The 21058-nt window shown below is 61.0% G+C and carries 22 protein-coding genes; 8 read left to right on the top strand and 14 right to left on the bottom strand.

Going from position 1 to position 21058, the window contains the following annotated elements; genetic code table 11:
* Window position 1 precedes the first annotated feature (1 nt).
* Together ABRP93_RS01645 and lepA are read right to left on the bottom strand one after the other, a co-directional pair.
* Window positions 2-1909: a phospholipase C gene (locus ABRP93_RS01645; RefSeq protein ID WP_349886622.1), complete on the bottom strand. Its 1908-nt coding sequence runs from the start codon at window positions 1907-1909 to the stop codon at window positions 2-4.
* Window positions 1910-2159: 250 nt separating this feature from the next.
* Window positions 2160-4010 (bottom strand): translation elongation factor 4, encoded by a 1851-nt coding sequence (gene lepA, locus ABRP93_RS01640; protein ID WP_349886620.1) that lies wholly within the window; start codon window positions 4008-4010, stop codon window positions 2160-2162.
* 18 nt (window positions 4011-4028) lie between these two features.
* Here lepA and ABRP93_RS01635 point away from each other — a divergent pair, with 18 nt between their 5' ends.
* Window positions 4029-4565, top strand: coding sequence for a type II toxin-antitoxin system PemK/MazF family toxin (locus ABRP93_RS01635; protein WP_349886618.1), 537 nt, complete (start codon window positions 4029-4031; stop codon window positions 4563-4565).
* Between the two features lie 220 nt (window positions 4566-4785).
* Entirely contained in the window at window positions 4786-5049 is a 264-nt protein-coding gene (gene rpsT / locus ABRP93_RS01630; protein WP_023023493.1) for a 30S ribosomal protein S20, read from the top strand.
* 101 nt (window positions 5050-5150) lie between these two features.
* On the opposite strand, the gene ABRP93_RS01625 is transcribed toward rpsT, so the two are convergent.
* Complete coding sequence (locus ABRP93_RS01625) at window positions 5151-5729, bottom strand: TetR/AcrR family transcriptional regulator (protein ID WP_023023495.1); 579 nt, start codon at window positions 5727-5729, stop codon at window positions 5151-5153.
* A gap of 342 nt (window positions 5730-6071) precedes the next feature.
* Between ABRP93_RS01625 and ABRP93_RS01620 the strand changes: the two genes are divergently transcribed.
* Together ABRP93_RS01620 and ABRP93_RS01615 are read left to right on the top strand one after the other, a co-directional pair.
* On the top strand, window positions 6072-6914 hold the full coding sequence (locus tag ABRP93_RS01620) for a DNA adenine methylase (RefSeq protein WP_349886615.1): 843 nt from the start codon (window positions 6072-6074) through the stop codon (window positions 6912-6914).
* The gene (locus tag ABRP93_RS01615; protein WP_349886614.1) at window positions 6907-8268 is read left to right on the top strand and encodes a type II restriction enzyme; all 1362 of its coding nucleotides are present in this window, start codon (window positions 6907-6909) and stop codon (window positions 8266-8268) included. Before ABRP93_RS01620 ends, ABRP93_RS01615 begins: the two co-directional genes overlap by 8 nt.
* Here ABRP93_RS01615 and ABRP93_RS01610 read toward each other — a convergent pair.
* The 11 genes from ABRP93_RS01610 to ABRP93_RS01560 all read right to left on the bottom strand — a co-directional run bounded on the left by ABRP93_RS01610 (window position 8265) and on the right by ABRP93_RS01560 (window position 17444).
* Entirely contained in the window at window positions 8265-8912 is a 648-nt protein-coding gene (locus tag ABRP93_RS01610; protein ID WP_239268680.1) for a LysE family translocator, read from the bottom strand. The two genes, ABRP93_RS01615 and ABRP93_RS01610, sit on opposite strands and share 4 nt — an antisense overlap.
* Window positions 8909-9298, bottom strand: a complete 390-nt coding sequence (locus ABRP93_RS01605) for an ankyrin repeat domain-containing protein (RefSeq protein ID WP_349886612.1) — start codon at window positions 9296-9298, stop codon at window positions 8909-8911. Before ABRP93_RS01605 ends, ABRP93_RS01610 begins: the two co-directional genes overlap by 4 nt.
* A 10-nt stretch (window positions 9299-9308) precedes the next feature.
* Window positions 9309-10277, bottom strand: coding sequence for a DNA polymerase III subunit delta (holA, locus tag ABRP93_RS01600; RefSeq protein ID WP_023023504.1), 969 nt, complete (start codon window positions 10275-10277; stop codon window positions 9309-9311).
* A gap of 7 nt (window positions 10278-10284) precedes the next feature.
* The gene (locus tag ABRP93_RS01595; protein WP_349886610.1) at window positions 10285-11688 is read right to left on the bottom strand and encodes a ComEC/Rec2 family competence protein; all 1404 of its coding nucleotides are present in this window, start codon (window positions 11686-11688) and stop codon (window positions 10285-10287) included.
* 20 nt (window positions 11689-11708) lie between these two features.
* Complete coding sequence (locus tag ABRP93_RS01590; protein ID WP_349886608.1) at window positions 11709-12386, bottom strand: ComEA family DNA-binding protein; 678 nt, start codon at window positions 12384-12386, stop codon at window positions 11709-11711.
* Window positions 12387-12544: 158 nt separating this feature from the next.
* A complete protein-coding gene (locus tag ABRP93_RS01585; RefSeq protein ID WP_349886606.1) occupies window positions 12545-13342 on the bottom strand; it encodes a DegV family protein in 798 nt (265 codons plus the stop codon).
* On the bottom strand, window positions 13342-14040 hold the full coding sequence (locus ABRP93_RS01580) for a histidine phosphatase family protein (RefSeq protein WP_023023513.1): 699 nt from the start codon (window positions 14038-14040) through the stop codon (window positions 13342-13344). The genes ABRP93_RS01585 and ABRP93_RS01580 overlap by 1 nt, the downstream gene beginning before the upstream one ends.
* A gap of 7 nt (window positions 14041-14047) precedes the next feature.
* A complete protein-coding gene (gene rsfS / locus ABRP93_RS01575; protein ID WP_349886704.1) occupies window positions 14048-14491 on the bottom strand; it encodes a ribosome silencing factor in 444 nt (147 codons plus the stop codon).
* Window positions 14492-14608: 117 nt separating this feature from the next.
* The gene (gene nadD / locus ABRP93_RS01570) at window positions 14609-15226 is read right to left on the bottom strand and encodes a nicotinate-nucleotide adenylyltransferase (RefSeq protein ID WP_349886604.1); all 618 of its coding nucleotides are present in this window, start codon (window positions 15224-15226) and stop codon (window positions 14609-14611) included.
* 18 nt (window positions 15227-15244) lie between these two features.
* Window positions 15245-16171, bottom strand: a complete 927-nt coding sequence (locus tag ABRP93_RS01565) for a cutinase family protein (protein WP_023023520.1) — start codon at window positions 16169-16171, stop codon at window positions 15245-15247.
* Between the two features lie 4 nt (window positions 16172-16175).
* The gene (locus ABRP93_RS01560; RefSeq protein ID WP_239268691.1) at window positions 16176-17444 is read right to left on the bottom strand and encodes a glutamate-5-semialdehyde dehydrogenase; all 1269 of its coding nucleotides are present in this window, start codon (window positions 17442-17444) and stop codon (window positions 16176-16178) included.
* A 225-nt stretch (window positions 17445-17669) separates the two neighbouring features.
* On the opposite strand from ABRP93_RS01560, the gene ABRP93_RS01555 reads away from it, so the two are divergent.
* The 4 genes from ABRP93_RS01555 to ABRP93_RS01540 are packed head-to-tail and all read left to right on the top strand — an operon-like array spanning window position 17670 to window position 21050.
* Complete coding sequence (locus ABRP93_RS01555; protein WP_349886603.1) at window positions 17670-18749, top strand: metal ABC transporter substrate-binding protein; 1080 nt, start codon at window positions 17670-17672, stop codon at window positions 18747-18749.
* Entirely contained in the window at window positions 18746-19444 is a 699-nt protein-coding gene (locus tag ABRP93_RS01550; RefSeq protein WP_349867958.1) for a metal ABC transporter ATP-binding protein, read from the top strand. Before ABRP93_RS01555 ends, ABRP93_RS01550 begins: the two co-directional genes overlap by 4 nt.
* Window positions 19441-20265: a metal ABC transporter permease gene (locus ABRP93_RS01545; RefSeq protein WP_349886601.1), complete on the top strand. Its 825-nt coding sequence runs from the start codon at window positions 19441-19443 to the stop codon at window positions 20263-20265. Before ABRP93_RS01550 ends, ABRP93_RS01545 begins: the two co-directional genes overlap by 4 nt.
* Window positions 20253-21050 carry a metal ABC transporter permease gene (locus tag ABRP93_RS01540; protein WP_349886599.1) on the top strand — a complete coding sequence of 266 codons (798 nt, stop codon included), beginning with the start codon at window positions 20253-20255 and terminating at the stop codon, window positions 21048-21050. Before ABRP93_RS01545 ends, ABRP93_RS01540 begins: the two co-directional genes overlap by 13 nt.
* The last annotated feature ends 8 nt before the right edge of the window (window positions 21051-21058 follow it).

Below are 21058 nucleotides of genomic sequence, written 5' to 3'. Positions count from 1 at the left end.
ATTAGAACGGAAATTTAGGCAGGTTTTTCAAATCCAAGCCGGGGTGACCACTCATGACCCAACCGATGATGCCAGCGGCTACGCCCAATGCGGCGAGAATACCAATAATGCCCACCTTGGTGGAACTGGATGCGGCGTGGTTGGTATCCGGCTGCTGGGCCTTATCCATCGTGGTCACGGCAGGAACGCCCTGCTCGGTGACCTTGGTGTCATTCATGCCATCGACAACCGGCTTCAAGTTGGTGCCAGCGCGCGAGGTGTCATCCACGCGCTCTACGGATTCATAATCCTCCGCGACGGTGCCATCGGTTTCATTGAGGAAGAGCTTCGGGGCCCTGTCTGCAGCCGCGAAGTCGAACATACCGGTGAGCTCACCCGCGCGGTCATCGAAGGAATCTCCGCCCAAGCGACCGAGACCCCAGTTGTCCTGGATGAACTTGGTCACCGAGGTCTGCTCGGTATAGGTGGAATCGATGTGGTTAGTCTTGGCGTAGGGAGAGACAACCAAGAGGGGCTGGCGGGTGCCGGGGCCGCACTGGCCGTTCTTATCGCCCTTGATGCCTACCTTCGCGGCAGCGGCGGTGCAGATTTCCTTGTCCTGGTGCGGATCAGTGGAACCGTTGAGGATTTCCGGCGCCTTGTGGTCGTACCAGCCATCGGAATCGTCATAAGCGATGACGACTGCGGTGGAATCCCACTCCGGGGAGTTTTGCAGCTCGTTGATGTAGTGAGTGATAAACGCCTGCTCATCTAGCGGGTTGGAGTAGCCGGCGTGGCCATCCTGGTAGTTGGAGGCCTTAAGGAAGGACACGGAAGGCAGGTTGCCCTGCTCGATGGCGGTATCGAAGTCCGCGAGGTCGTACTGGTGGTTTGCCTGGTCGGTCTTGCCAATCATGTCATCGCTGGACGGAGCTAGGTGGTGCGGGTTGGCGGTAGAGGCGTAGTACTGGAACGGCTCGTGGTGCGGATTGTAGTCCGTCTGATTCTGGCCGGTCAGCGTGGTGTGCGAAGAGCCGCAACGGGCGCGGGAGTCTTTCGTTGCCTTATCGGTGGGGCGGAATCCACCTTGGAACCAGCCCCAGGTGACGTCCTTATCGTTGAGTTGGTCACCAATGTTCTTGGAGTGCATCGCGGTGACCTGGTTGGTACCAGCGGAGGAGTTGTTGGAGCAGTCATCGAAAAGCGGGTCAGGGTCGCCCACCACGGTGGCGGTAGAACCGTCCTCGGATACGCCGGCCAAGGCGTGGTTCTTGCCATCCTCGATTTTCTGCTGGTCGCCCGTGTCCGGGTCGTGCATGGTGGCATCCGCAACGGTGCCGGAAATCAGGTTCAGCGCGCCCGGGGTGGAGGGGCCGAAGATGGTGGAAAAGCTATTGTCATTCAGCGCAAAGTTCTGCGCGTAGTTCCACATGCCGGTCACGGTATTGCCGTCGTAGTATCCCATGGTCATGCCGGGAGTGGCGTAGGAGCCTTCGCCATACTTATCGATGTCCGTGGAGACCGTCTCCGGGAACTTGTCCATCTTGCCGCCGTTGTAGGCTTCCTGCTCATCGGCGTAGTGGTGGTTCTGGTCCGTGGTCACGGCGTGTTCAGGCGAGATGCGAAAAGGATCGATGGAATTCGGATTGTCCTTCAGCTTGCCGCTGTTTTCGAGATTATCCGCTTTAGGGGTGTTGGCCTTGGCGGTGAACTTAGGGGCGGGTTTCTCGCTTCCCTGCAGCTTTTCGGTCTCGTCATTGAGCGCGTTCGGATAGGTACCGAAGTAGTGGTCGAAGGAAATGTTTTCGGAGTAAATGACCACGACGTGGTCGATGGGGGTTTTGGTTTCTGCCTGTGCGATACCGGGGACCAAGGAGGTCGTAGCAGCGGCTGCGGCGCACACTGCCACAGCGCGAGAGCGAAGCTTCATCTTATTTTCCGCCTTAAGTTAAACGAGTGAAACAAAGAGGGAGAAAGTGGCTGTGGCTCGCCGAAGAGTCATCGGTCGCTTTCGAATCGAAATTAAACGCCGCGAAACCATAAACCGCAAACACTCAAAAAGGGCATTCCCAGTCTCAGGAATGCCCTATATGTGCAGCTCAACCTCGCTTTTGCACAGCCGACGCCACAAAGATTGTTAACTGAAAGTTAAGGTACTATTACGCTGCGCTTTCCAGTGCCTAGTCGTCCGCGTCCGTCGACAGCGCCGCCACGAAGGCCTCCTGCGGCACCGACACGGAGCCCAAGGTCTTCATGCGCTTTTTACCCGCCTTCTGCTTTTCCAGCAGCTTGCGCTTACGCGAGATATCGCCGCCGTAGCACTTGGCCAGCACGTCCTTGCGCATGGCGCGGATGTTTTCGCGGGCGATGACCTTGGTGCCAATGGCCGCCTGGACGGGAACCTCGAATTGCTGGCGTGGAATCAGTTCCTTTAGCTTCTTGGTCATCTTATTGCCGTACCACTGGGCGGAATCGCGGTGGATGATGGCGGAGAAAGCATCCACTGGGTCACCATTAAGGAGGATATCGACCTTGACGAGGTCAGATTGCTGCTCGCCGGCCTCCTCGTAGTTGAGCGAGGCGTAGCCCTTGGTGCGGGATTTCAACATGTCGAAGAAGTCGAAGATGATTTCGCCCAATGGCATGGTGTAGCGCAGCTCCACGCGGTCTTCAGACAGGTAATCCATCCCGCCCATCTGGCCGCGCTTGGATTGGCAGAGCTCCATGGTCGGGCCGACGAACTGCTCGGGCACGATGACGGTCATGGAGACAATGGGCTCGTAGACCTCGTTGAGCTTGCCTTCCGGCCAGTCCGAGGGGTTGTGAACCCAGCTTTCCTCGCCGTCCTCTGCCACCACGCGGTAGGTCACGGACGGGGCGGTAGAAATCAGGTCGAGGCCGAACTCGCGCTCCAGGCGGTCGCGGGTGATTTCCATGTGCAGCAGGCCCAAGAAACCACAGCGGAAGCCAAAGCCCAGGGCGACGGAGGTCTCGGGCTCGAAAGTCAAGGAGGCATCGTTAAGCTGCAGCTTTTCTAGCGCATCTCGCAGGTCGGGGAAATCGGCCTGGGAGATGGGGAAAAGCCCGGAATAGACCATCGGGTCAGGGTCCTTGTAGCCCTTCAGCGGGGTCTCGGCGCCGCCGTGGGACCAGGTAACGGTATCGCCCACCTTGGTCTCGCGCACGTCCTTCACGCCGGTAATCAGGTAGCCCACCTCGCCAGGGCCCAATCCCTCACACTTTTGCATCGTGGGCGAGACGATGCCGATTTCCAGCAGCTCGTGGTTGGCGTTGGTGGACATCATCGTCACCTTCTGGCGCGGGGTGAGCTTGCCGTCCACCATGCGGATATAGGTCACCACGCCGCGGTAGGTGTCATAGACGGAGTCAAAAATCATCGCGCGCGCGGGGGCATCGGGAGTGTGCTCCGAGGAGGGTGGCGGCACCAACTCGCAGACCTTATCGAGCAGCTCGACCACGCCCTCGCCGGTCTTGCCCGATACCTTCAGCACTTCCTCGGGCTCGCAGCCGATGATATTGGCGATTTCCAGCGCGTACTTTTCCGGATCCGCCGCAGGCAGGTCGATCTTATTGAGCACTGGGATGATTTCCAGGTCATTTTCCATCGCCAGGTACAGGTTGGCGAGGGTTTGGGCTTCGATGCCCTGGGCGGCATCGACAAGCAGAATGGCGCCTTCACACGCCTCGAGCGCACGGGAGACTTCGTACGTAAAGTCCACGTGGCCGGGCGTGTCGATCATCTGCATGACGATCTGCTCGCCTGCCGATGCCCCAGATTGCGGCACCCACGGCAGGCGCACGTTCTGCGCCTTAATAGTAATGCCGCGTTCGCGCTCGATATCCATGTTATCGAGGAACTGGTCACGCATATCGCGCTCCGCAACCACCTTAGATAGCTGCAGGATGCGGTCTGCCAGCGTCGACTTTCCGTGGTCGATGTGAGCAATAATGCAGAAGTTACGGATCCGGGAGGGATCCGTAAACGTCGTGGCCGCAAAGTTTTTAGACATACGTCTACAATAGTCGACATGAATTCCGGCATGCTCACCCGTCTGCGCGAGGCGCTCGGAATCAGCGAGCGCGAGCCCGTGGACTCCGGCCTCAACCGCATCAACTCCCAGTTAGGGCTGGACAGATCCACCCAAAGCCGCGAGCCGCGCAAGGCCGCCTCCATCCAGGTCGAGGCCACCGCGGCGCACCCCCGTTCCATCTTCTTCTCCCCCGATATGGACGGCCAGGCCGATTCCGGCGAGGTCGTGTGGGTGTGGACGCCATCGGAAGGCAAGCAGTCCCCTCCCCGCGAGCGCGCCATCTTGGTGGTCGGGCGCACCCGCACCACCGTGACGGGCCTGCTCATTTCCGCCAATCCGGAGCATGCGCTTGACGATGCCTGGCTAGAAATCGGTTGCGGCGAATGGGACGCCTCCGGGCGCAATTGTTGGGTGCGCCTGGACCGTTTATTGGAGGTTTCCGAGGAACAGGTGCGCCGCCAGGGTATTCTTTTTCCAGAACGCAGGTTCGAAAGAATTGCCAACCGGCTGCGTTCGCGGTACCACTGGGCCTAATTCGGCGGCCTGGCGGCTGCGAACTTGGATCAGGGTCGGCTGCGCTGCTATTATTTGCGAGTTACTTACTTTCCGGGCGCGTTGGTCGGGGCGGGCAGGACCTTGGGTTCGCTCTTCGAATACCAGCGCCGAGCGGTTCCCGCACTTGGCGGGGATCGCGGGACACGTCCGGTGGGTTTGTTTCTGAATCAATCATCTTCGATTATCAAGAGGTATTTTCATGGCTAATATCAAGTCCAAGCAGAAGCGCGTTCTGACCAACGAGAAGTCTCGTCAGCGCAACAAGAGCGTGCGTTCCGCGGTTCGCACCGAGATCCGCAAGTTCCACGCAGCCGTAGAGACCGGCGACAAGGCTGCAGCAGAAAAGCAGCTGCGCGTTGCTTCCCGTGCGCTGGATAAGTCCGTTTCCAAGGGCGTCTTCCACCGCAACGCTGCTGCCAACAAGAAGTCCGGTTTGGCCACCGCCTTCAACAAGATGGACTAGTAACTAGCCTTCTTGTCTCCCCCCCCGAACAAAGCGCTGCCTGCGTGCAGCGGCTTGTTCGGGGGATTTTTATTGCGCCGTTTCCATTGCACCTGATGGATCTAGGCTAGATCATCGGCAAAGTAGGCCTCGAAGATCTTGCCCGCATCTGCATAGGCCACCGACAAGGATGTCCGGCCATGGGTTTCCACAAAAGTCTGGATGGCGGTTTGAAACTGCGTGTGGATGATATTGACCGCCGGGATGAGCCGGGGATCCGAGGCCCTCCACCCCTCGCGGGCTTGCAATGCTCGGCGGATGTGCATCATGACGCGCTCGTTTCGGCGCCAGTACATGGACAATAATTTCTCATCCTGGGAGAGCGCCCGGGCGGTCAATTGGGAAATTTCCGGGAAATGATCGTTGCCCACAGCGTGCTCAAATTCCGTGTTTGCCATGACTGCAGAATCCTCCCGCAGGCTACCGGTGGGCAGGCCAGCGGCGAAGTTTTGCAATTGCTGGTCGAACTTTTCCGAAACTTCTGGGCCGAGTACCGCTGACTCCTTGTCCTTGACGTAGTTAAAGAGGGTGCGCCGAGATATCCCGACGTCGTGCGCGAGCTCTTCCATAGTGAACCCGTCATAACCGTGGTCAATAACGAGTCGCAGTGCTGCGACTCGGATCTCTGAAATGCGCGGCATACTCTCTCCCCTCTTCCTCACGATATTCAACCCGTGGGAAACCCAACTATTCAACCCCATAAATATGGTATTTTCTTCACCTTATAGTCTTTCTCCCCACCAAGAAAAACCGACCCTTGGTAGGCTTCCCTAACCACTACGAATCGCCGAAGTTTCGGCATGCCAAAGCGGCATTCCCCGCCCACGACGGTAAAGCAGGCGCCAACTCAGATGTTAAGACAGCTACTGAAGCGGTAGCTTGCCCGCATGGTTATTTTGCACTGGAGCGCCCAGTTTATGGGCTTGTATGTTCGAAAGGGTGATAGTGTTCGTGTCTGCATGGGCGGCTAAGATAGGTGACCAATGAAAAACGTCAAGCCTCTGGTGAAATGGGCCGGCGGGAAACGCCAGCTCCTGCCGCATATTCACGCCGCCCTGCCCGCTGGGACCCCGCGGCGTTATTATGAACCCTTCATCGGCGGCGGCGCAGTTTTATTTTCGCTCACTCCGGCCTCCGCGCGGGTCAATGACCTCAACTCGGAGCTGATTAATTTATATGAGGTAGTGCGCGAAGGCGTCGACGAGCTGATTAGCTTGGTGTCGACTTACCCGAACGACGCCGATTTTTTCTATCGGCTGCGCGCGGTAGACCGCGATGCGGAACGGTTCGCGGCGCTTTCTGCTACAGAGCGGGCCGCGCGGACGCTCTATTTGAATAAGACCTGCTATAACGGCCTATACCGCGTCAATTCCGCGGGGCAATTCAATGCGCCTTTTGGTCGTTATAAGAATCCCACCATCTGTGATGCAGATACGCTGCACGGGGTCCACCAGTATTTTCGGGACAATGACGTCACTTTCACGCAGGGCGATTTCGCAGCGGCGGTAGCAGATGCCGGTGAAGGAGACTTTGTCTATTTCGATCCGCCCTATGACCCAGTCAATGTCACCAGCTCCTTTACCGGTTATCAAAAGGGCGGTTTTGACCGCGCGGAACAAGAGCGTCTGAAGGCGGTGTGCGATGACCTCGATGCCCGCGGGGCGAAGTTCCTCCTGTCCAATTCCGCCACGGAGTTTATCCGCGACCTCTACGCGGATTTTTCCATCGACACCGTTGCAGCCACCCGCGCCATCAACTCCGTGGGATCGCGGCGCGGCAAGGTAGATGAAGTGCTCGTGCGCAACTACGAAATAGGCCATGAGTAACGCACCGAGTGCACGGGAGCAGCGGGAGCTTCGCGCGCTTTTCGGCGTCCCAGCAGGCGAAAAGCTTGGCCTCGATGATTGGGGATGGCTGCGCATCTTGGCTTCGGGGTATGGCGAGGAACTGGAAGAGAAAGGATACTTCTACCTCACGGCCAAGGAGCTAAAGGAGCTTTCCGGCCGAGAACCGCGGTTGATGGCCAAGCACGATTTTTCCACCTCGCGGCCGTGGATTTTCAAGGAACTGGGCCTGGGGATCCTCCCGGTGAGCCGCAGCGAATACTTCATCGGGCCGTTGGACCTGTACGAACGGTTCCCGGAACCCACCCACGCCGGGGCGGGTTCTGTGCGCACCTTGGACATGCCCGCCGGCCTTGACACCCTTGATATCGAAAGCGTGAACTCGGAGTCGATGGCGTTGAATGTGGCATCGGCAAGCGGCATGCTTGAGCACTTCTTGGGATGCGAACCATTGCAGGCCACCGTTGCCGGGCGCATGTCGTCGCTGGAAATGACGATTCCGGTGCCGGATCTGGGGTTGGAGGTTAAGGTCGACCGCGCGCAGATGGAAATCGACGGCGGCTTTGAATCGCTCGAGCATTTGGTGCTGGTGGAGGCGAAAAATCACCTCTCCGAAGATTTCAATATCCGGCAATTGTATTTTCCGTACCGGCGCTTCCAGCAGTGGCTAACTAAAGCCGTGGTGCCCGTCTTTTTGGTCTACTCGAATGGCATTTTCCACCTGTACCGGTACGATTTCAGCGATCCCGCGGATTTTCGCAGCATCGCGCTGGTAGACCACGCCCGCTACGCGCTGAGCGCTTCGCACCTCAGCGTGGAGGATGCGCTGGGCATCATTGGCTCCGTCGATGCCGAGCCGGAGCCGGCGGGGATTCCCTTCCCGCAGGCCAATAGCTTCGAGCGCGTGGTCAACCTGGTGGAGCTCATCGCGCAGCAGCCGATGAGCAAGGAGGAAATCGCGGAGCAGTACGACTTCCATCTGCGCCAGGCAGACTATTACGCCAATGCGGCCTGCTACCTCGGGCTGCTGGCGCTTGCCGATGACCACTATCAGCTCACCCCTCGCGGTGACAAGGCCATCGCGCAGCCCCGGCGCGATGCGCGCAATGCTGCCCTGCTGCGCGCGTTAGCGGCGCGGCGGGTATTCCGGCAGGCGCTGGAAATGAGCCTGCGGCGTGGGAAGGTGGCGGAGACACACGAGATTGCGGCGGCGATAGAAGGACTCGGCTTGGGCGCTGGCACGGCGAGGCGGAGGGCCTCGACGGTGGCGCGGTGGATCCAGTGGGCGCTGGATGTGGTGGCAGTGGGCGAACCTGAAACCCTGCCTGGGCTTTAAGCCACGAGCTGCTGCACACCAGCGACCACGAGCGCGAGGCCAGCAATGATGAAGAACAGGCCCGATCCGATATCGATCCACGGGCCCGCGGCGATGAGCTTGCGGCGCACCGCATTCGTGGAAATCACCGTGGCCACCACGAGGAAGAAGGCGAAGGCCGATAGCGCCAGCGCCAGGGTTAAGGCGATGGCCAGCCACAACGGCGGGGATGCCGGCAGCTGCGGGGCGATCATGGCGGCGAGGAACAATACGATCTTCGGGTTGGACAGGTTCGTTGCCAGCCCCATCTTGAAGGAATGGCGCAGCCGGCCCAGCTTGGCCTCGGCGTCCTCCAGATCAACGGGCGGGTTGGTCCGCTGTTCGAGGCCGCTGCGCAGCGCCCGCCATCCCATGAAAACGAGGAAGCTGCCGCCGATTGCCTGGACCGCGCCTAAGATTCCGGGGAAAGCGGTCAGGAGGGCGGCCGCACCAAAGACCGTGGCGCCGCACCAGAACAACACGCCGATTTGAATGCCCGCGGCCGCGGCGATGGCATGGCGGCGCGACTTGGTGGCGTAGCGGGTGACCAGGATGATATCCGGGCCTGGCGAGGCCACACCCACCAGGTTCATCAGGAGGATGGTGAAAAATGAAGTCCAGCTCACTGCGCGGACTCGCCTTCCAGGCGGCCGAGCAGATCCTCGCGGCCAAACATGCGGGCCGAATCGATGGCGGTTGGTTGGCCGGCGGTAGCGGAGGCGCCGGCGTTTAGGAGGGCATCGACAACCGCGTCTTCTTTTTTGAAGATCGCACCTGCCAGGGGTGACTGGCCGCGATCATTGAGCAAGCTCACGTCGGCGCCGGCCTTCGCTAGCGCGGTGACGAGTTCCGCGTGGCCGTGGTAGGCGGCAAGCATGAGAAAAGACTGGCCTTCTTGGTTGACCAGATTGATATTGACGCCCTGGTCAATATAGTTCAGGAGATCCGGGTTTCCTTCCCGCGCCATGTCAAAGAGCCGGCCGGCGAATTCTTGCACTTGTTCCTCAGACATGGACTCTAGCTTAACGTGCCAATTCCGCGATTCGTTTTACGGCCGCCTCAACGGCGAATTCGGGCTCGCCACCTTGGCCTTTAACGGCGGCATCCAGTTCAGAGACGAGGATGACGGCGGCGGTGATGTCATCGGCAGTCCAGCGCCTGGCTACCGGTTGGGTCATTTTTACAACGTACGGGGCAAGCCCGGTTTGGCTGGCAAGTGTGTACTGGTCCCCGCGGGCGGAATACAGGCGCGCGATGGCACCCACCTTATTGGCCAAGGCCGCGGCGATGGCCACGGGGCTGGCGCCGAGTTGGAGGGCGCGCCGGCAGGTAGAGACGGCGGCCTCAACGCGGCCGGCGACGGCGGCATCGGCAATGTCCCAATTGGCTACCTCGGCCACGCCGACGTAATAATTACGCACCGCTTCCTGCGTCACGTTTCCACCAGTATCGGCCACGAGCTGGGAGATGGCGGAGGCAAGCTCGCGGAGGTCGGAGCCGACGCCGTCGAGTACCGCGTGCACGACATCCGGGGTGGGGCGAACGCCGTGGGAGGCGAACTCGCGGGTGGCCCACTGGCCCAGCTCATTGGGGTAGAGCGAAAAGACTTCGTGCACCTCCGCAATCTTGCGCAGCTTCGCCACCAGCTCGGGCGCCTTCTTCTTTTTCTTCAGTGTCTTCGCGGCCACGGAATAAACCACCACCATGGTCATGCCCGGCGCGGGATTAACGCAGGCGCGCAGGATGATATCGACTACCTCTTTCCCGGCACGTTCGCAGTCCGTGATGACGATGACGCGGTTATCGCCAAACAGCGACGGGCTGGTGGCCTCCAGGATTTCGCCCTCGGAAACCTCGGAGGCCTTGAGCGTCATCAATTCGGGGCGATTGGCCTCGCCTTCGGCCGCTGCCTTGTGGATGGTGTGGCGGGCGCGTTCGGTGAGGAATTCATCATCGCCGAGAATGAGGTGTACGGGAGGCATGCCCACCATTTTAGCGTTAGGCGGCAAACGCACCTAGACAAGCGATAACCCCCGCCAAGGTCAGCCACGGCCTGTGATAGAGCAGCCCGGCGATGACCCATCCGTACGCGAGGAGCGTAAATAGCGGGTGGGCGGTGATGGTGACCACGGGCAGGCTGGCCACGCCGTGGGCGATGGTATTGATCCACCACGCTGCGGGTTCGATGAGCTTCAATAATCCCGCGGCGATGATGCTCAGGGGGCCCAGCTGCGCGGCGATGGCCGCAAGCAGCCCCACCACGGTAATGGGTGCGGTGGCGGGTGCTACCAAGACATTGGCGAGGACTGAGACGACGGATACCTCGCCGGACATGAGGGCGATAAGCGGCAGGGTGAGGATATCGGCGGCAATCGCCACGGCGACAGCGCGCAGGAAGATGGCGGGCCAGCCGGTGACCGCGAGCTGCGAATAGATAAGCGGGCTCAGCATGACGATGCCGAAGGTCGCCGCACACGATAATGCAAAACCAAAGTGCACCGCGAGGTCCGAATCCACGAAAAGCAGGGTGAGGATGCCGAGGCTGAGCGCGTGGATGGGTTCCATAGTGGACGAGTGCAGCACCGCGAGCAGGCCTACTACCCCGGCGACGGCCGCGCGCTGCACCGACGGTTCAAGGCCCACCAAGACGACATAAATGGCTAGCGCGGCCAAGGACACCGCCACTCTGGTGCGCGGTCCGGCGGCGCACGCGGCGCAGACGATGGCGGCAAAGGAACAGACGATGGCCACATTGGCACCGGATACAGCGCTGAGGTGCGATAGCCCGGTATCGATGTAGAGTTCGCGGTCCGCGGGGCTTTGCAGGGAGGTATCGCCAAGCACCATGCCTGGGATAAGCCCCTGGCTGCTCGGGCCTACTGTCTCTAGTACGACCGCGCGGAAGTTATCGGCCACCCGTGCGGCCCAGCCGGCCAGGCCCGAAGGTGGCGCAGAGATGCTCAGGTGGGAGGCGTTTGCTATCACGGTCCCGACTCCGGGTTGGTCGGACTCGGAAAGCTGTACCGCTACCGTGACCTGCGTTCCGGCGGGTGCGCTCAGTGGTTCGGGGCTAAAGACCGGAAGCTGCGCGGGATAGCCCGGGACATCGAGCCGGATGAGCCAGCCGCCGGTGCTCGTTTGGGTCGGCGCGGTGACCACCCGGCCGGTGATCTCGCGGCCGAAATCGAAGGCGGCCGCACGCGCCTGCCGCACGGCGGCTACGAAGGCGGCGGCGCTGGCGAGTACGCCGCAAAAAATGGCTTGGCCCCAGTGCCGGGCGAGCAGGCATATCCCTACGACGCTGCCGATGCACGCCACGGCCCACCCCTGCCCGAAAACCAGCACCGCGATGACCGCCACCCACGCGGTCAGGGCGCCGGGAAGCAAGCGGAGTTCTTTCATCGCGGTGTGGCCTCTTACGTCTACAGCTGCACGTTATCTTTGAGCTTGGCAAACTTGGCAGGGCCAATCCCACTGACCTCGAGGAGTTCCTCGACGTCCTTAAAACCCCCGCGCTCTTCGCGGAAGGAGACGATGGCTTCCGCGGTGACCTCCCCTACCCCGTTGAGATCCATGAGTTCGGCGGCGGTCGCGGAATTGAGGCTGACTTTATCGCCGCCGGCGGGTGCGGCGGTGGGGGCATCGGCAAGCGCGGGGTCGGGCGGAGCACCTTGGGGCAGGATGTGGAGCTGCTGGCCATCGGCAAGCCGCTGCGCTTGGTTGAGCGTCATGGTCTCCGCCTCCGGCAAGGGCGTGGCGGCCGCGAGGGCATCGGCGACGCGGGCACCAGGCTCGAGGGTCTTCAGGCCGGGCGCTGCAACTTCGCCGACGACGGATACGACGATTTCGCTCGCCTCCGCGCTAGGCTCGGCGGTGGTACTGCCCATCGCCGCGGGTTCGGGCATGCCGGACTCATCCGAATTGCGGGTACTAAGGCCCAGCCAGATAATGACGCCCACCACCACAATGATGGCTACCGCGCAGGCCTGCCAGCGGCTGATGTGCACGCGCGGGCGCGGGTAATCGACATGGAGGAGTTCTTCCTCGCCGGTGGGTTGGGTAAATTCGCGGAGTCGTTCGCTGATTTTGGGTGCCGCCATAGCCCACAGGCTAGGAAGCCGCCGCGTGCGGTGCGAGAACGTGGGCGGAGGCGCTGTGGATAAGTCGTTGTAGGAAGCAACCAAACGGGTCCTGGCGGGGTGGTTATCCACAATCGGGGGTGCACAGGCCGTCGGGCTTCGCCCGTGCGTGCGAGGGCCTAGGAGCTAAATACCGCAGATACCCCAATGGCGGAGGGTCCAGCGTGCACGGCGAGCACCTCGGTTAAGGGCGTAGTGATAAAGGACGTGCCTTCTGGCAGGGCATCGCGCAAGAGGCCCTGCAGCTCGTCCGCCGCCTCGCTAGCCTGATTGTGTTGAATGGCGATGAAGGCTGGATCCCCGGCGGCGCGGGCGGCGATGATCTCTACCACCTTGGTAAAAGCCTTTGTCTGCGTGCGGGTTTTTCCCACCAATTCCAGTTTGCCGTCCACGATGGACATAATCGGCTTGGTGGCTAAAAGCGCGGTGGACAACATGGCGGTGGCGGCAGACATGCGGCCCGAGCGGCGCATATCCTCCGTGGAATGCAGGTACACCCAGGTAGCCGCGCGCTCGATGCTGTCTAACGCCGCCGCGTGGCATTCTTCCAGCGCTTCGCCTTGTGCCGCCTTGGTGGCCGCCGCCATTGCCGCAGCACCCATGACCATGCCGGCCGAACCGGAATCGATAACCCGCACCGTATCGGGGAAAACCCCAGCCGCGGCCACCGCCGCCGACCACGTGGACGAAAGCTCCTTGGACAGGTGAATGGCGATGACGCCATCATCCTGTGCCTTTTCCATCTCCCGGCCGTAGGCCGCGGCCAATTCGAGGGAGGAAAGGCCCGAGGTGGTGCGCAGTTTTCCGCCCTTATCCTCGGTATCCATCACGTGCAGGTCAATAACGGTGATATCGAGTTCTGCAGCAATCTCTGGGGGCAGGCTGGCCGCGGAGTCAGTAATGACGCGAACGGTCACTAGGTATCTGCCCCTCCATCACCGGTGACCTCGCCACCCATATTCCAGCCGTCAAAGTACCACTGTGCGCTCGCCACCGTCTCCGGTGTAAATTCAAGCGAGTTTACGGGGGTTTCCGGATTGAAATCCGGGCGGGCGGTGAGCTGCGACCAGTGGGTATTTTTCAGCCCGGACAAAATGCCGTACTGGCCGTGATCCAAGCCCAACAGGTGGCACGTCAGCGCGGAGATTGCGCCACCGTGGGCGACGATGAGCACGGCTCCGTCATCCCAGCCGGAAAATTCCTGCATGAGCTCGTCGACGACTGGGCGTGCGCGCCGCGCCACATCTACGCGGGACTCGCCTTCTGGCGGGGCCCAGGTGGGATCGTGGCGCCAGATGGCGCGGGCGCCGGGAAATTCAGCATCCACTTCGGCAGAGCTTTTACCCTGCCACTGCCCCAGATTGGTTTCGCGCAGGCGAGGATCCGTAGAAAAGTCCAGGCCGAGCGATTCTGCCACCACCCGCGCGGTTTCTCGCGCGCGCTGCAAATCGGAGGCGACGATTTTTACCACGCCCTGATCCCGGAGCAGGCGGGCGGCGGCGCGGGCCTGCTCATAGCCGACATCGGAAAGCTCAGTGTCCAAGTGGCCCTGCATGCGGCCGGAGGCATTGTAGGTGGTTTGTCCGTGGCGGATCAGAATCAGGCGGCGGCTCATGGTGGGGTTAAAGCTCCTCGTCCTCGCCAGGGGCCTTTTGCGCCAATGGCAGCTCATCAATGGAATCCACGGTGCGCGGATTGATGCCGTTGGTCCAATCGCCGGGGCGCTCGGGTGGCTCAATGCCCTCAATGTCCACCAAAGGGCAATCGTGGTAGAGGCGGTCGAGCCCATAGTGCTCCCGCTGGTCCGTGCGCTGCACGTGGATGACGATATTGCCATAATCCAACAGCACCCAGCGGTTTTCGCGGTTGCCCTCGCGGCGCTGCGGCTCGACGCCCTGAGCCGTCATCTGGTCCTCCACCTCATCCACGATGGAGCCGACCTGGCGCTCATTATCGGCAGAAGCCAGCACAAAAACCTCGGTGATGGCGAGGACATCGGAGACATCGATTGCAGCGATATTGCTTGCTAGCTTGTCCTGTGCGGCATGCGCCGCGGTTGCCGCCATGCGGCGGGCGAGATCAGAAATAGACAATGTATAAAAATTCCCTTTTCGCGTCTGGTGAGGAAGTGTCTTTTAGCTGTCTATTCTTGCACGTTCGGCGCGATTGTGCCCAAACTTGAACTATAAAGGTTTATCCGGCTGCGCCGAGTAGAGGTTATTTTTGGTGATGTATTGCACCACCCCATCCGGAACCAGGTACCACACCGGGCGGTTTTGGGCGGCCCGCTCGCGGCAATCCGTGGAAGAAATGGCCATGGCCGGGATATCGATAAGGTTGATATCCTCCCGCGAACCGGCGGGCAGCATGTCCGTACTCAGCTCGTAGCCCGGGCGCGTGACGCCCACGAAGTGCGCCATTTCCAGCATCTCTTCCCAGTTATGCCAGCTCATAATGGATTGCAGGGAATCCGCACCGGTGATGAAGTAAAACTCGGTGTCCGGAAAAAGCTCGCGCAGATCCCGCAGGGTATCGATGGTATAGGTAGGGCCCTTGCGGTCGATGTCCACGCGGGAGACGGTAAAGCGCGGGTTGGAGGCAGTTGCCACCATCGTCATCAAATACCGGTGCTCCGCGGCGGTGACCTCGCGGGAGGCCTTCTGCCACGGTTTGCCGGTGGGCACAAAGACTACGGTATCGAGGGCAAAGCGGTGCGCCGCCTCGCTGGCGGCGACCAAGTGGCCATTGTGGATTGGATCAAAGGTGCCGCCCATGATCCCAATGCGCTGGGAATTAGTCATGGCTGGAGAGTATAGCCGCTACCCTGCTGGGGAGTTAAGCCAGCCAGCCACGGTATCGGCCACGCGGGCATTGTCCTGTTCCACTGCCGCATCGCCTTCGCTATCGCGGAAATATGAGGCGTGGTGGGCGGCCTTGGTGGCCAGGGCGTCTTTGGCATTGCGCAGGTTGAGGTCGCAGACGAAGTCGCCGGCAAGGCAGTAATCGATCCGGCGATCGGCCTGCAGTGCGGCGCTGTGAGGAATGAGATATCGCGGAATCGGCCCGGCCATGCCGTCGGGACGCCGCAAGGGATTGCCCAGGTAGATCGCCCCGGCAAGCTTGTCCTGGGACGCGAGGTAGCGCTCCGCGCTGGTGGCGATAATGGCTCCTTGCGAATACCCAGCGGTGATATAGCGCGGGCTGCAACCCGTTTCCTCTTCGTACTTCTCCACCACGCGCGGCGCGTTGTTCATGCCACTGCGCAGGCTCTGCACAAAGCCGACGGTGACCTGATAGACCAGCTCGTGCAAGGGGTGTTCCAGCAGCACCCCGCCCAAGCGGCGCATCAGCTGCAGCGGGCCCAGGTTTTCGCCCTCTTGGGCCAACGGTGGAAGGTTCATAGAGGCCGGATATGCATCCGCATCCAACGCCAGCACGTAGGCATTATCCATGGTTCCGGGGTGGCGTTGTTCTACCAGGTGGAAGAGCGCTGCGAGGTTGGGACCTTCATAGCCATTGGATTCCGCGCCCTGGTCCGAATAGCGCTGCGGGCCGAAGTACTCCCCGTGTTCCTCATTTTGGTCCGAGCCGCGCGCGGCAAGGAATACATAGTCGGGGCAGGTCTCGGCCGGCGGATGAGTCTCCCCCGCTGCCGCGACAGGTGTGAGCACAGACATGCCAAGCGCCGCCGTGGCGGAGATAGCTACAAAGCCAGCGGCGGCGCGAGAGAGAGGAAAAAGGCGCACGTTCTTATGGGCGTACGTGACCGGTGCCTTGGAGGACCCACTTGGAGGAGGTCAGCTCCGGCAGGGCCATTGGGCCACGAGCGTGCAGCTTCTGGGTGGAAATACCGATTTCTGCACCCATGCCGTAGACCTCGCCATCGGTGAAGGCAGTGGAGGCATTCAGCATGACGGCTGCGGCATCAACCTCGTTGCCGAACTTGACCAAGACGTCCGCATCCTGGGCGGCGATGCCCTCGGTATGGCCGGTGGTAAATTCCGCGATGTGGGCGATGGCAGCGTCAACGCCGTCGACCACCTTCGCACAGATATCCATGGACAGCGACTCTTCGCGCCAGTCCTCCTCGGTAGCCTGAACAACGTCCGTGGCGCCGAAGCCCTCGAGCTCGTCTACATCACCGTGGACGGTGACGTCTGCGTCCTGGAGGGCGCGGACGATACGCAGCTTGGTGGCATCATCAAGCGCGGCATCAATAAGCACGCACTCGGTGGAGTTGCAGACAGAGGTGCGGCGGGTCTTGCCGTTGATGACCATGTCGATGGCCTTGTCCATATCGGCCGAAGCATCGATGTAGAAGTGGCAGTTGCCGGTACCGGTCTCGATGGCCGGAACGGTAGCGCCGGTAACTACAGCCTCGATGAGCTTGGCACCGCCACGGGGAATGACTAGGTCCACCAAGCCGCGGGCGGTAATCAAGTCCTGGACGGAATCGTGGGTCTCACAGGGCAGGAGCTGGACTACCTCGCGCGGCAGATCAAACTCTGCAAGGGTGTCCTGCAGGAGCTCCACCAGCTTGGTATTGGAGTTGCGCGCGGACTTGGAACCGCGCAGCAGCGGCACGTTGCCGGATTTCAAAGCGAGGCCGAAGGCATCCACGGTGACATTCGGGCGGGCCTCGTAGACCATGCCCATCACACCGAGCGGGACTCGCACCTGCTTCATCTGAATGCCGTTATCCATGGTACGTCCCTGCAGGATCTCACCTACTGGGTCTTGCAAGCCAGCGACCTGGCGCAGGCCATCCGCAATGCCTTCGACGCGGGCAGCGTCCAAGGTCAGGCGGTCAATCAAAGAATCGGACATGCCGCGCTCGCGACCTGCCTCAATATCCTGCTGGTTGGCAGCAAGGATGTCATCGGTGTGGGCAATGAGGTTTTCGGCTGCGCGCTGCAAGATTTCATTCTTGCGCGGCGTGGACAGCTGCGCCACGACGGGCGCAACGTCCTTAGCAGCACGGGCTTTGGACAGAACTTCTTCGCGTTCAGTGTTGCTCATGTCATACCAGAGTAACGTACCCGCCCGAGTTTTTCAGCCACCCGCCTCGTACCTCGCCCTTTACCCAAATTGGGCAGGCCACGCAGAAAAACTGCCCCCTCTACCCTCACCCGAAAGTGCGGTAAAGCTCACAATATCAAAGCCTATTGTTCAATTGCTTGAAATACTTGCTTGGGTATGTTTATTCTTTGTTTGATAAGTTTCACTCTGAAATAAGGAGCACTCATGAAAAAGAACGTGGCCAAGCTGGGCCTGATGCTGACCTTGAGCGGGGTCGCCCTCGCCGCCTGCAGCTCGGATGACGGCGGCAATGGTTCCGACGCTGGCTCCGGCTCGGGCGACGACCAGACCATCAAAGCCGTCGCAACCACCACGCAGATCTGCGATTACCTCACCCAGATTGCGCAGGGCGGCATGACGCTCCACAAGGTGGATTCCAGCGGCGAGGAAACCACCGAGGGCGATGGCGATACCACGCTCGATCTCACCTGCCTATTGGCGCCGAACGCCAGCGCGCACGAGCACGAGATGACCCCGCAGCAGATGAGCGCCATGGCGGATGCGGACTTCCTCTTTAAAAACGGCGTCGACCTCGAGCACTTCCTCGATAACGCCGTGGAGTCCTCCGGCTTCGATGGCGAGACCATCGTCACCGCAGGCGATGACGATTCCAACCACAAGGTAGACCTTCGCCCGTGGCCCTTCCCCGGCGAGGACGGTGAGGAACCAGAATTCACCCACGATCCGCACGTATGGACCTCCCCTAAGAACGCCAAGATCCAGGTAGAAAACATCGTCGATGCCTTGGCCGATAAGGAACCTTCCGTTAAGGAGGTCGGTGAAAAATACACCAAGCAGCTCGATGAGCTGGATAAGTGGGTAACCGAGTCTTTGGAGACCGTCCCTGAGCAGGACCGCGTGCTCTTTACCTCGCACGATGCCTTCGGCTACTTCTCTAACGACTACGACGTGAAGTTCATCGGCTCCGCGCTCACGGACTTTAATAACCAGCAAGACGCCACCTCTTCACACATCGAGGACGCCGCCAAGGAGGTCCGCGATTCCGGCGCCAAGGCCATCTTCGCGGAAAACTCCAATAACTCTAAGTCCATCGAAGCCATCGCTCGCGCCGCTGGGGTCAAGGCTATTACGGATGAAGACGCGCTATACGGCGACTCTTTGGGCGTGCCGAATAGCGACGGCGCCACCTACATTGGCTCCATCATCCACAACGTCACCACCCTCGTAGATGCCTGGGACGGTGAAGCGGCCGATCTGCCAGAAAGCCTGGACGACGCACAATGAGTGCACCGCTTTTAGAGCTTTCCCACGCCTCCTGCGGCTATGGCACCACCACCATCGTGGAAGATGTCTCCTTGACCATCCACGAAGGTGAGGCCATCGCGCTGTTGGGGGCTAATGGCGCTGGTAAGTCCACGCTCCTTAAGGCCATCGCTGGCCTTGCCACGCTGCGCGGCGAGCACCAGCGAACGGCCACGCTGGGCTATGTTCCCCAACACCACACCTGCGATCCCACCTTCCCCGTCACCGCCGGCAGGGTCGTGGAAATGGGCCTGCTTACTAAGGCCTCGTGGTGGGAGCGCATGGGCAGCATGCGACGCCTGCGCCCGCAGATCACGCAAGCGTTAGAGCTTGTCGGCATGGCGGATAAGGCTAAAACGCGCTGGGACAAGCTTTCGGGCGGGCAGCGCCAACGCATATTTATCGCCCGCGCACTCGCCGCCCACCCGGATCTCGTGCTCATGGACGAGCCCTTCAATGGTCTGGACCAAGACAGCAGGCAGGTGCTTTTAGGGATCATCGGCAAGCTTAAGGAAAGCGGGGTTGCCCTGCTCATTTCCACCCACGATCCCATTTTGGCGCAGCGCGCCTGCGATGCCGGAATGCTCATCGTGGACGGTCACAGCGAGGTCCTCGATACCGAAGATGCAGTCGAGCGCTACCTGGAGGCCACGTCGGTATTGCAGGGGGAAATGTGACGCTTCTGCTTACCGCCCCCTATATGCAGCGCGCCGCCCTGTTTTTGCTGTGCGTAGCCCTGACCGGCGCGGTGGTCAGCGTGGTAGTCAACCTGCGCCGCATGGAATTTAGCGTCGAAGCGCTGGTCCACTCGGTATTCCCGGGCATCGTCATCGGCTTGGCCGTGGCGGGTTTTCCCGGCATCTTGCCCGGCGCCGCCGTCGCCGCAGGCATCGCGGTGCTCATTTTGGCGCGCCTTAACTCCGGCGGCGATGGCCACGATCATGAATCCGGCACCGCCGTGGTGCTGACCTTGATGTATGGCATCGGCGTGGTCATCAGCCTCGCCGTGGGGGATCGCTCCGGCCAGCTGGAGGCCCTCATGTTTGGCCGCCTGCTCGATATCACCACCGACCGCATGGTGCCCTCTGTCATTTTGTGCGTGCTTGCGGCCCTGCTCATCCTGGCCACCTGGCGCTCGCAAATTGCCGTGGCCTTTGACCGGGAATCCGCGCGCGCAACCGGCATCCGCGTGGGCTGGGTCGATGTCATCGCCAACGTGGCGGTGGGCCTTATCGTCGTCGCCGCTAGCTCCGCCATCGGCGTTTTGCTTGTTTTAGGTTTCGTCGTGGTTCCAGGCTTGGTCGGGCGCGTGCTAGCTAGTACCCCTGGGCAAATGCTCTGCTGGGCACTGGTTGGCGCGGTACTAGCCGTATGCGTGGGCCTGTGGCTCATGCTCTCGGTGACGTCCCACCAGATTTCCCCGCAGGCCATCGTCGCACTCTCACTGTCCCTGACCGTTCCGCTCGCACTTCTAGGCAGGCGCATATGGGTGTCTTAACTTTGCCATTCTTCGAAGCCATCGCGGTGGGCTGCCTCTCCGGACTGGTAGGTACGCTCATGGTGTTGGGCAATCGTGTCTTTTTTGCTGAAAGCCTCTCCCACGGCACCTTTCCCGGCGCGGTCATCGGCGTCGTCGTGGCCAATGCGCTGGGCGCTAACTTGAGCGATGGACTCATGCTCGGTTCCGTAGCGGTCTGCATTCCGCTGGCGATTTTCATGCATTACCTGGGCAAGGTGCACGGAGTATCCTCCACCGCTGCGGCGGGCACGACGCTTACCCTAGGCTTTGCACTGGGCATTTTATTACTGCGCTGGTTCCAGCCGCTGCCGCTGCACGTCGATAGCTTCCTGGTGGGCTCGCTTACCACTGTCAACCACCGCGATGTCACCGTCGCGGCCGGATTGGTCATTATCTGTTTGCTTGCGGTATTGGCTTGCCGGCGCCGCCTCTTCCAAGCCTATTTCGACCCCACCACCTCCCCGCATAGTGGGCTTTACGATGCCCTAACGCTGGGCCTTATCTGCTTGACGATGGCCGCCGTGATCCCCGCCGTCGGCACCATTTTGTCCATCGCCTTGCTCGTGGCCCCGGCCGCGGGCCTGCGCCCGTGGGTATCGCGGCCGGAGGCGTTGCTCATCGGGGCGGCCATCATCGGCATCACCATCGCGGTCGCCGGGCTTTTTATCGCCGCGCACTTGAGCCTTTCGGCAGGCGGCACCATCGCTATCGTGGCGGGCGTGTTTTACCTCGCCAGCATGGCGGCCTACAAGGCTGTCTCCTAGCGTGCGGA

Origin of the sequence: Corynebacterium sp. KPL2850 (genome assembly GCF_040225855.1) — a bacterium.
GTDB lineage: Bacteria > Actinomycetota > Actinomycetes > Mycobacteriales > Mycobacteriaceae > Corynebacterium.
Note: the sequence above shows the minus strand (reverse complement) of the source record. Positions and strands in the feature narration are given on the sequence as shown.